The organism is Piscirickettsia litoralis, from assembly GCF_001720395.1.
GTDB classification, from domain to species: domain Bacteria; phylum Pseudomonadota; class Gammaproteobacteria; order Piscirickettsiales; family Piscirickettsiaceae; genus Piscirickettsia; species Piscirickettsia litoralis.
Genome location: NZ_MDTU01000001.1, coordinates 1,934,700 through 1,943,813 on the forward strand (window position 1 = coordinate 1,934,700; position 9,114 = coordinate 1,943,813).

Genomic DNA, 9,114 nt, shown 5'->3' on the forward strand with positions numbered 1-9,114 from the left:
ACAATGTGTTGATTGTTTTTAAGTGTGGAGTGAATAAAAGGTTGATGTCTTATGGGATATAATCATCGTAATTTTAACTTTACCTTGGTGATCTTAGGTGTTGTGGCATCCCAGTTGGCTGTAAGCCTATATTTGCCATCGTTACCTGCCATTCGCCATCAATGGCAGCTTAGCGTAGGCCAAACTCAATTAACCTTGAGTGTGTTTTTCTTAAGTTTTGGTATTTCTCAGTTATTTTATGGAGCTTTATCGGATCACTTAGGTCGAAAACCATTGCTATTATTAGGCATTATGATATTGGCTGGCAGTAGTGTATGGGCGATTTATGCGATGAATTTCGACTCTCTACTGGGTGCAAGGTTTTTACAGGGCTTAGGTGCTAGCGCTTTATCTTTGCTCGCACGCGCGGTAATTCGGGACTTGTTTCATGGCTCTGAGTTACGTAAAGCGATTAGTGTGCTTGCGATTGCCGCCTCATTTACACCTGGTTTAGCTCCGAGTCTTGGTGGCTTCTTGCAACAACACTTTAATTGGCGGAGTAATTTTGTTGCATTAGCCATATACAGCTTTATTTTATTAATCATTATTTTTACAAAACTAACAGAAACAAATGTATATAAACGTCAGCCTGGTGAATCTTTTAATGCTCGGGATTTGCTTGAAAATTATCAGTTCGTCTTAAAAAATAAGATATTTTTGGTTTATGTTTTGTCTGTGCTTGTTGGCTACTTGGCAATGATTATTTGCTTAGAAAATACGCCATTTTTATTAGAGGCGCAATTTGGTTTTTCTGCAGAAATAACGGGTTATCTAATGCTCGTTCAGCCCGCTTTTTTCTTGCTCGGCAACTTAATACAGCACAAATTATCCCACCTTGTCTCTGGCGATAAATTAATTCAAGCTGGTATGATTCTTTTAGCGCTAGTGAGTGTATCTTTTTTGTTACAGGCAGCTTTAGATTTTTCATCCGTGATTACCTTGTTGATCACTTTGGCTTTTAATGGGCTTGCTGTCTCATTTATTTTGGTCAATTCAATTTCAGGGGGATTGTTGCCCTTTACTGATAAAGCGGGGCAGCAGCAGCGTTATCGGGTGTAATTCAAATGGTGGGGACCGCAGCGATTACCTCAGTGATTGCTAAGTTGCACTGGACCTCTATAGAAGCATTAGGTTGGATTTATCTAGCGCTTTTTGTTTCTCTTTATTTTTATTAATATTTTTGCGCAGAGCACAGCATGGAGCCATGCGTTATAAAAATGCATAATAATCATAAAGTTCATATACTATTAAGCTTGTTGCAGTACAATAGCAGTAAATTCAATACTGGCGATATCGGGAGTGGCGTCATGTATGGTTATCGTAAAATTGTTTCGTTTCTAGTGATCATTGGGTTTTTATTGCTCGTGCCGACGTTAGCTGACTTGCTCAGACACATCTCTGGCTTATAGTTCATTTTATTGACAGCTAGTTTAAAGCTTGCTATGTTGGGTGAGTAAAGTTTTTCAATACGATTTTGATAGGTTCGACTGATTCTATGATGATAAGTGCATTAACAGTGATTACACGAATTATTATTGCGCTCATTATTATACGGCGGTGCGGGCCTGTGTAAGCTGTAAAGTATTAAACACAAGCCTCGCACCTTCGGGTCCGAGGCTTTTTTATTGCCAGTAAGGAAATGTAGTATGAGAGCTGAAAGTTTAACTGTAGAGGCGTATCGAGAAGAAAATACGGGCAATCGGAGTTGTTTGGCTTGGTTTGCGATTGGCCTATGTGCTTGTTTTTTATTCTATAAATATGTATTGCAAGTGTCTCCATCGGTGATGACCGCTGATTTGATGCAAGCCTTTAGTGTGCATGGGGCAGGGTTAGGTAACTTGGCCGCGACATTTTTTTACAGTTATTTGATCATCCAGATTTTTTCAGGACCATTACTCGATCGTTTTGGTGCGCGTTATATTGGTTCTCTCGCTTTATTAGTCAGTGCGTTAGGCACATTGCTGTTTGCTCATGCTGATCAGCTGCTATGGGCAGAAGTGGGGCGAGCATTAATGGGGGTGGGTGTGGCCTTTGCAACCGTAACTTATTTAAAAGTTGCTGCGACCTGGTTTGATGCGAAACGCTTTGCCTTTTTAAGTGGTTTAGTGCCGACAGCGGTGATGATCGGCGCCGTTTTTGGTCAGGTACCACTAGCACATGTGGTCTCCTCTGAGGGGTGGAGGCGTTCTTTGGAACTCTGTGCAATATTAGGGGTTGTTTTTGCTGCTTTATTTTTATTATTTGTTCGCGATAAGGCGAATGCTCAACCAGCAGCACAACAGACTCGAAAGGTCGGTTGGCAAGATATTATTAATGTATTAAAACGACCGGCAAACTGGCTTTTAACTCTCTATAGTGGTTTAGCCTTTGCACCTTTGGCTGTTTTTGCTGGCCTTTGGGGTAACCCCTTTTTGGTGACAAGCTATCACTTAACAACGACAGAAGCAGCATCGCTCACCTCTTTAGTCTTTATCGGTTTAGGGGTAGGTGGGCCTGTATTCGGTGCACTAGCGGACTATTTTGGCAAGCGCAGCTTTTGGATGTTTCTTGGTGGTTTTATGACTCTAGTGAGCGTGTTATTTTTATTGTATTGCCCAGGATTACACAATACTGTACTAAGCATCCTGATGTTTTTATTTGGTTTTGGTACTAGTGCGTTTATGTTGGGTTTTGCGATGGCAAAAGATATGAATTCATTATTACTCGCAGGTACTGTAGTGGCGATGGTGAATACTGGGGATGCGATCTTAGGGGCGGTCACTGAGCCATTAGTGGGCTATGCTTTAGATCTTGGTTGGCGAGGTAAAGAGCTGAACCATACTCCGGTTTTTGCCACCCAAGACTATGTTCATGCCTTTAGCTTGCTTCCTGTTTATTTGGTTTTATCTTTGGTCTTTTTATTTTGGATCACTAAGATGATGAAAAAAGAGAACTTAGTAAATAGCTAATGGTCAAATTGTAAAGGATGGAGTATTGATTTGGAGGCTGGTATATGCAAGCTGTCGGTGCATTTCAATCGGGTTTAGCTGCAATTAATGCAGGTATTGGTGAGTTGCGTGAGAATGCAAACCAAATCGCGCACTTTAGCATTGCTCCAGATACAGTGGCAGAGCAGGAAAATCGCCCAGCCGTGGTTGCTGTCAATGAGTTGGAAGAAACGGAGCGAACCGCCCAATTTGGTCAAGGTATTGTGACTCCTATGGTCGGTCTGTTAGAAGCATCGAACCAAGCGGAGGTGGGAGCGAAAGTGTTACAGATTGCCAATGATACAATTGGAACTTTAGTAGATATTAGAGCCTAGTTTTTTATTTGAAGCTAGTTAAGAAAAACCCATGAGATATGGGATTTTTTATTTATTTTAAATTTAATGAAATAAAGCTTGATGAAATTATAATTCAAGTGTGCAAGGTCGCAAGACTAAACCGGTCCAGTCGCCGACAGGGACATTGGGGTTTGGGAAGACGATGCGCTCATCATCATACTTTACCTTATATTTATCCTGCTCATCTGAGCTGACCGTCGAGCCTAGTGGTAATAAACTGAAGTTTTTTATATCTTTTCCTAGGTGTAGTTCAAAGTTATCAGAAGTTTTAATTAATGCATGGTGAACGGTAAACGAATTTAGGTTATTTAAATTTTGTGATTGAGCGAGTTTGCCGTTGTTGATCAGTGCAATTAAATTATTTTGCAATTTAATTAATTTATTGGGGTCATTTTGACCAAAGGGGTGGACTTTTCCTAACTCCAAGGTGAAACCATGAGCATTAAAGTTCTTTGATGTATGGAAACTAAAGGTTGTTGTGGGTTTGTGTGAAAGCAATAAAGTTTCAATGCCAGAATCAAGTAAAAAAGAAATTTGCTCTTTATTATAATGACCTTGGTCGTTTAGATAGGGATAAATTGCAAATTTTTCAAAGTGAGAAGGCCGAATGGCTGTGTGTAAATCATAGTGCAAGCGCGGTGAGTTACCACTTTGATAGAAGCTTTTTACGTAATGCTCTAGCTTTTTAGCGCGGTCTTTTTCATAGCAATTATTAATTTCCTGATAAGCACCACAGAATAGGCGATTGAGGTTGTGTTCAACAAAGCGTTTTTCCGCTTGCATGGCCAGTGGGTTACCTAAAATAAATAATACGCGCGTTTGCGTGATCAGCTTTTCGCTGAGTAAATCTTGCACTAATCTATTGCATAGCTCGATGGGTCCGGTTTCATTGCCGTGGATGCCAGAAGAAAGAATAAGATCATATGGGCTATGGTGGCTATCCAAAGGTTCGAAGGAGAGTATGCCATTGTCGATTAGGGTGACTTTAGTATGATGGTTAAGAGTAAAAGACTCGATCTGGTGCTCACTATGGATGTGCTCGATTGTGGTGGTAATAAAGTCCTGTGTATCAAGTAACTGTTTGAAAGGTTCCATAACATCCTGCTTTTCCTAAAATAATAGACCTCTAGTGTTGATGATCTGAGTGAGCTTGTAAAGTGTTATTCAGAGTGCATTGCAGCACTCTGAGACTAGCTTGGATGGTTGTTTCAGGTTATTTAGCGAGTGCAACTCAAGTTATCAATCAGGCGCACATCACCTAGGTAGGCGGCTGTCAACAAAGTGAGCTGTTTGTCTGAGTCTGTTGGCATTTTGAGCCTTGGTGTGAGCACACGAAAATATTCGGTTTTAAAGCCAGCTTGATTAAGAGTGTGCTTGGCTTGCTGCTCTACGTGCTCAATGCTTGCGCCTTCTTTTAATGCAGCTGCCGCTTGGCTGAGAGTTTGATAGATCAAAGGAGCCATTGCTGTTTGCTGTTGATTTAAGTGAGTATTCCGTGAGCTCATGGCAAGGCCACTACCTTCACGAACTGTCGGTGCACCTTCAACTTGAGTATAAAGGTTAAGGTCTTCGGCCATATTGCGCACGAGTGTAAGCTGATCGTAATCTTTTTCACCTAAAAATGCCTTATCGGCATGAATGATGCTGAACATTTTAGTCAGTACCGTCAGCACTCCGGTAAAGTGACCTGAACGAAAGTCTGATTCTAAGTGGTGGGTATCCGCAGCGATATTTGGACTTACTTGGGTCGTATTTTTAAAGCCTTGTGGGTAGATTTCTTGCTCGCTTGGCATAAATACGGCGTCTACTTGATTTTCTTCTAATAAAGCAAGATCAGCTTCAGGAGTTTTTGGATAGTTAAGATAGTCGTTCCAATCATTAAATTGCATGGGGTTCGTAAAAATATAAACAATTGTTTTATCCATGGTTTTTTGACTATGACGTACCAGGCTCATATGGCCATCATGCAAGCAGCCCATCGTAGGGATGAGGCCAACCGTTAGCCCCTGTTGTTGCCACGATGTGACTAACTCATTAATGTCTAGACTTTTTTGTTTTGATTTCCATAGGGATTTCCATAGAGTTTATTATTCGGGTGATTAAACTTTAATGTGTTTTTATATTATAAAGGTTCCAAATTAAGTAATAAATAAATACGTTCATTGTTGAATCAATGCGTTACTTTTTTGATCAATCAAAGACATATGTTTTTGACTAAAATCCGTTTCATGAACAGGAAATACTATAGCGGCTTAGCCGTGAGTGTCTTGATCTTCTTGGGGTGGGTTGTGCAGCCAATATTTGCTGCGAGTGCGAAGATTCATATTCATGCGCGAGTGATTCACGTGAGCGATAGTAGTCAGTTATTGCAAAAAAAATCAACAGTGAAGGCGTTAAACTCTAGCCAAGGTAGTTTCCAGCAAACCCATGTTCTGTCTCAAGCAGTAGTCAAAGTGAATGTAGATTTAGCCAGAAACAACGGTGTGCGGAATGTTGTTGTGATTAATCATTAGTATTGGTTTACTAAAAATTAACTTAAGGTTAATAAAAATATTTCATTTTGTTATTTTTTTAAGTTATCATTTAAGTGAGATAAACATTATATACAGGGTTTTAATGTGACTAATTTTACCAATTTAGAGAATTTAAAGGCGATCAATTACTCAGAAATGAGAATAAATGATGGTGCTGCATCAGATAAAGCAATTAGGCAGTTTGTTGGAAATTTAAATGATTTTTTCAATCAATTCAATCGGTTGGTTCCAACGGAAAAAGATGTTGTGAAGTATGAAAAAATCATGCAAGAAGTCACAAAGAAGATTAACAGCAGTGAATACGCTTATTTTTTGCAACAATATCAAAATGAGGGGTACGGTGAATCCGCAGGCTGTTTGGCTCAAACTAGCCAGTTGAAAGGGTTTGCTGAAATACCAGCTAGAATGCAGTATTGGGCGGCTAGTGGTTCGTGGGGTGGAAGCATTAGAAACCCATTTGAGCACAGAAAAGCAGTTGAGAGCTTACAAAAGTGGTCTGGTTTTGTAGCTAGAAAAGAGCACGCACAAAACGATTCTTTTCTATTTTTCCAATTAGGTTCTACTGGTATTGGTGCTATGGATCCTAAAGATGAGTTTGTTTTGTAGGCATACATAGCTAATATTATGATGTTTTTATTTATTAAAGTGACTTTATTTGTAAGGCTGTTTTTTGTTTTATAGTAGAAATTGAAAATAGAAAGAACTCTAGATTACTGAAAACTAAAGGCAGTAATAGATTACATCAAGAGCTGAGCTGGCAATAGCATAAAAATAATAGGAACTTAGTTAAGGTTTATTTTTTAGTGGCAGGCGTTATTAATTATACGTTATGCCTTTTAAGTATGTAAGGGAGCTATAAATAAGGGTATGGCTTAATTATATTACTGAGGCATTTGTTTCACTCTTTGACAGGTAAATAATCTGTATCGGTAATTTTTCAAGTGGTTATTGTTCTTGAAGTAGAAAATATTCTATACTGCTATGCTGGGTTACCTGCGAAGGTTTGGATAATGATTATTGAATAGGGAATAAACAGAGATGTTTAGGAAAAAGAGTTTACTTTGGCACTTTCAATTAATGCGCAAAATCGCTTTATCGTTATTGCTGATTATGCCGAGTTTGAGCCTGGCTCACTCCAAGGTTCCATGTTCGCTTGAGCGTAAATTAGCTAATATTCAACTGATTACGTTTGATCTATATGCTGCGCTTTCAGAGTCTGCTTCTTCTGTAACTAGAAATATTACATCCATTTTGAAAAGCAAGAAATTGACACCGGCACAAATTAAACAGTTTACTGATACTTGGTTTAGTAATTACTCTACAACGAAAAATTACAATGGTTATATTCAGAGTACAAGTGTTGCTAAAATGGTAGGAGTACAGCACTTTCAGCTGTTTGATATGATGCTAAAATCCACTTTGACTTATACGATACGTTCATTGAGTTTTACAAAGAATTTAAAGTTTAGTCAGAGTGATATTGCGAGTATGATGAATGCTTGGGATAAATTGACACCTTTGCCTGGTACGATCGGTGCTCTTAAGAAGTTACAACAGGCGGGCTATAAGTTAGCTATATTATCCAATGGCAGCCGGCAACGTATTCAAGATGTTATTAATAATGAGGGTTATCAGGGGATATTTAGTTACATTATATCATCAAGTTCGGTCAATCGTTTCAAACCTGATCCGAAAATATATGCAGAGGTTATGGAAAAAACCCATTTGAATAAAGATCAAATATTACATGTTGCCGGTGCAGGGTTTGATGCGATAGGTTCCCGAGCTTTTGGTTACTTAACTGCATGGAATAATGTTAATCATGTGGAGCTATTAAACTCATTGTTATCTAAGCGCTATGAGCCGAATATTGTTCTTGATAACCTTTCAGAATTGCCAGATATAATGGCACAAAGCCACCTTGCTTGCACGACAGGATAATTTTAGTTTAATATTTATGAAATCAAGGTGCCTCTTCTTCAAGCGAGAGCGCCTCTTGTATTTTTCATGCGTAAACTAAAATAATTAAAATCTTAGGATTGCTTTGCCCGCATGATTTACTCCTCGATCATCTTATTCAATAATGCTATTGAGATATTTTATTTATTTTGCTTGAATATAAAGCTGATAAAGACCAGATAAAACCAGCAGAGCATAGGGCTTAATATTGCTTTACTCTTATCACTCGTTACTTTCTTCAGCATGCATTTGACTTCATGGCTTTCTTAAAATTTTAGTATTACCTTGCGGTCTTATTTTTTGTAAGGAAAAATACAATAATTTTATTAAATTTATAAACATGTTAATATAATAAGCTCATTTTTCATTGATCTGAATATAACTTCATCTGTGCGCCAGCTGCTGTAGTGTCTGTGTTTATGCTCGCTGAATTCTGCTTTCTAATTGAGGTGCAGAGTGAGAAACCCTTATTTTTAATGTTGTGATAGCCCAAAGGATAAGCGTGTTTCCAACACACAGATAGCACATAATATTTTTGGAAAAATAGTGATCCTTCAAGCTAACTACTATACAGGCGATGTTAAATGAGATGATAAAGAGCTAAAGACCAGCAAGCGTATATTAGGAAAGCAATAGTATTTTTACGAGCGTCTATTTCAAGAATCATTACTTTTATTTTTTGTTAAAAAAATTAGCAGCTTTAATTGCAACACTTACTTTTATTCTATTATGAACCGTTACAAAAGTAATTGATGATTTTAATCAATTAAAAATAGTTGATTTTAATAAAGTGCTAATGTAGCATCGGCACTCTATTTATGAGATTAAAATTTATAGATATCCTTATTATGGTTATGGAGTGAGGGTTAACTGATGTAATTAATTTTGCTAATAACTTTTAATCCTTATTTGGTATTGTTTCTAAGTTAGCTTTATTTAGAACGGTTAGGGTGTCGATGTGCTTGTTGATAAATATAGCTTTTTCATCGATTTCTTTATTGAAGATTACTTGAAGCTCGGGGTAGAATGCTCAGGTTTTTGGGCCTTTGAACATTATTTAGAGAGGTCGCCTTTTAATTAACTTATTGATTTTATTTGTTTTAAAATTTAACTTGTTGGATGTTCTCTGTTTATAAAGCTTTTCGGAGCCATAACTAGATAATGTGATTTTAGGGTGCTAACACAAGTTTTAGAAATATTTTTTAATTGTGAGCTGGTGGTCGTTATGAAAATGTTATTGGATGAGAAAAAAGAGAAAGT

At 37.9% G+C, this 9,114-nt stretch carries 8 protein-coding genes; 6 read left to right on the forward strand and 2 right to left on the reverse strand.

Annotation, left to right across the window (positions count from 1 at the left end):
- Positions 1-51: 51 nt before the first annotated feature.
- The 3 genes from BGC07_RS09625 (at position 52) to BGC07_RS09640 (ending at position 3,340) form a co-directional block, all read left to right on the forward strand.
- On the forward strand, positions 52-1,098 hold the full coding sequence (locus BGC07_RS09625; protein WP_069312923.1) for a Bcr/CflA family efflux MFS transporter: 1,047 nt from the start codon (positions 52-54) through the stop codon (positions 1,096-1,098).
- Positions 1,099-1,685: 587 nt separating this feature from the next.
- Positions 1,686-2,987, forward strand: a complete 1,302-nt coding sequence (locus BGC07_RS09635; protein WP_069312925.1) for an MFS transporter — start codon at positions 1,686-1,688, stop codon at positions 2,985-2,987.
- A gap of 44 nt (positions 2,988-3,031) precedes the next feature.
- Positions 3,032-3,340, forward strand: coding sequence for a hypothetical protein (locus BGC07_RS09640; RefSeq protein WP_069312926.1), 309 nt, complete (start codon positions 3,032-3,034; stop codon positions 3,338-3,340).
- Positions 3,341-3,427: 87 nt separating this feature from the next.
- On the opposite strand, the gene astE is transcribed toward BGC07_RS09640, so the two are convergent.
- Both astE and panC read right to left on the reverse strand, forming a co-directional pair.
- The gene (gene astE / locus BGC07_RS09645) at positions 3,428-4,456 is read right to left on the reverse strand and encodes a succinylglutamate desuccinylase (protein ID WP_069312927.1); all 1,029 of its coding nucleotides are present in this window, start codon (positions 4,454-4,456) and stop codon (positions 3,428-3,430) included.
- A 122-nt stretch (positions 4,457-4,578) separates the two neighbouring features.
- Positions 4,579-5,400, reverse strand: a complete 822-nt coding sequence (panC, locus tag BGC07_RS09650; protein ID WP_069312928.1) for a pantoate--beta-alanine ligase — start codon at positions 5,398-5,400, stop codon at positions 4,579-4,581.
- 171 nt (positions 5,401-5,571) lie between these two features.
- Between panC and BGC07_RS09655 the strand changes: the two genes are divergently transcribed.
- From BGC07_RS09655 to BGC07_RS09665, 3 genes are all read left to right on the forward strand, one after another.
- The gene (locus BGC07_RS09655; RefSeq protein ID WP_235603075.1) at positions 5,572-5,874 is read left to right on the forward strand and encodes a hypothetical protein; all 303 of its coding nucleotides are present in this window, start codon (positions 5,572-5,574) and stop codon (positions 5,872-5,874) included.
- A 105-nt stretch (positions 5,875-5,979) separates the two neighbouring features.
- Positions 5,980-6,501 (forward strand): hypothetical protein, encoded by a 522-nt coding sequence (locus BGC07_RS09660; RefSeq protein ID WP_069312930.1) that lies wholly within the window; start codon positions 5,980-5,982, stop codon positions 6,499-6,501.
- 432 nt (positions 6,502-6,933) lie between these two features.
- Positions 6,934-7,836: an HAD-IA family hydrolase gene (locus BGC07_RS09665; protein ID WP_069312931.1), complete on the forward strand. Its 903-nt coding sequence runs from the start codon at positions 6,934-6,936 to the stop codon at positions 7,834-7,836.
- The last annotated feature ends 1,278 nt before the right edge of the window (positions 7,837-9,114 follow it).

Coding starts and splice junctions, on each gene's coding strand:
- BGC07_RS09625 (WP_069312923.1), top strand. CDS start 52: ATGGGATATAATCATCGTAATTTTAACTTTACCTTGGTGATCTTAGGT.
- BGC07_RS09635 (WP_069312925.1), top strand. CDS start 1,686: ATGAGAGCTGAAAGTTTAACTGTAGAGGCGTATCGAGAAGAAAATACG.
- BGC07_RS09640 (WP_069312926.1), top strand. CDS start 3,032: ATGCAAGCTGTCGGTGCATTTCAATCGGGTTTAGCTGCAATTAATGCA.
- astE (WP_069312927.1), bottom strand. CDS start 4,456: ATGGAACCTTTCAAACAGTTACTTGATACACAGGACTTTATTACCACC.
- BGC07_RS09665 (WP_069312931.1), top strand. CDS start 6,934: ATGTTTAGGAAAAAGAGTTTACTTTGGCACTTTCAATTAATGCGCAAA.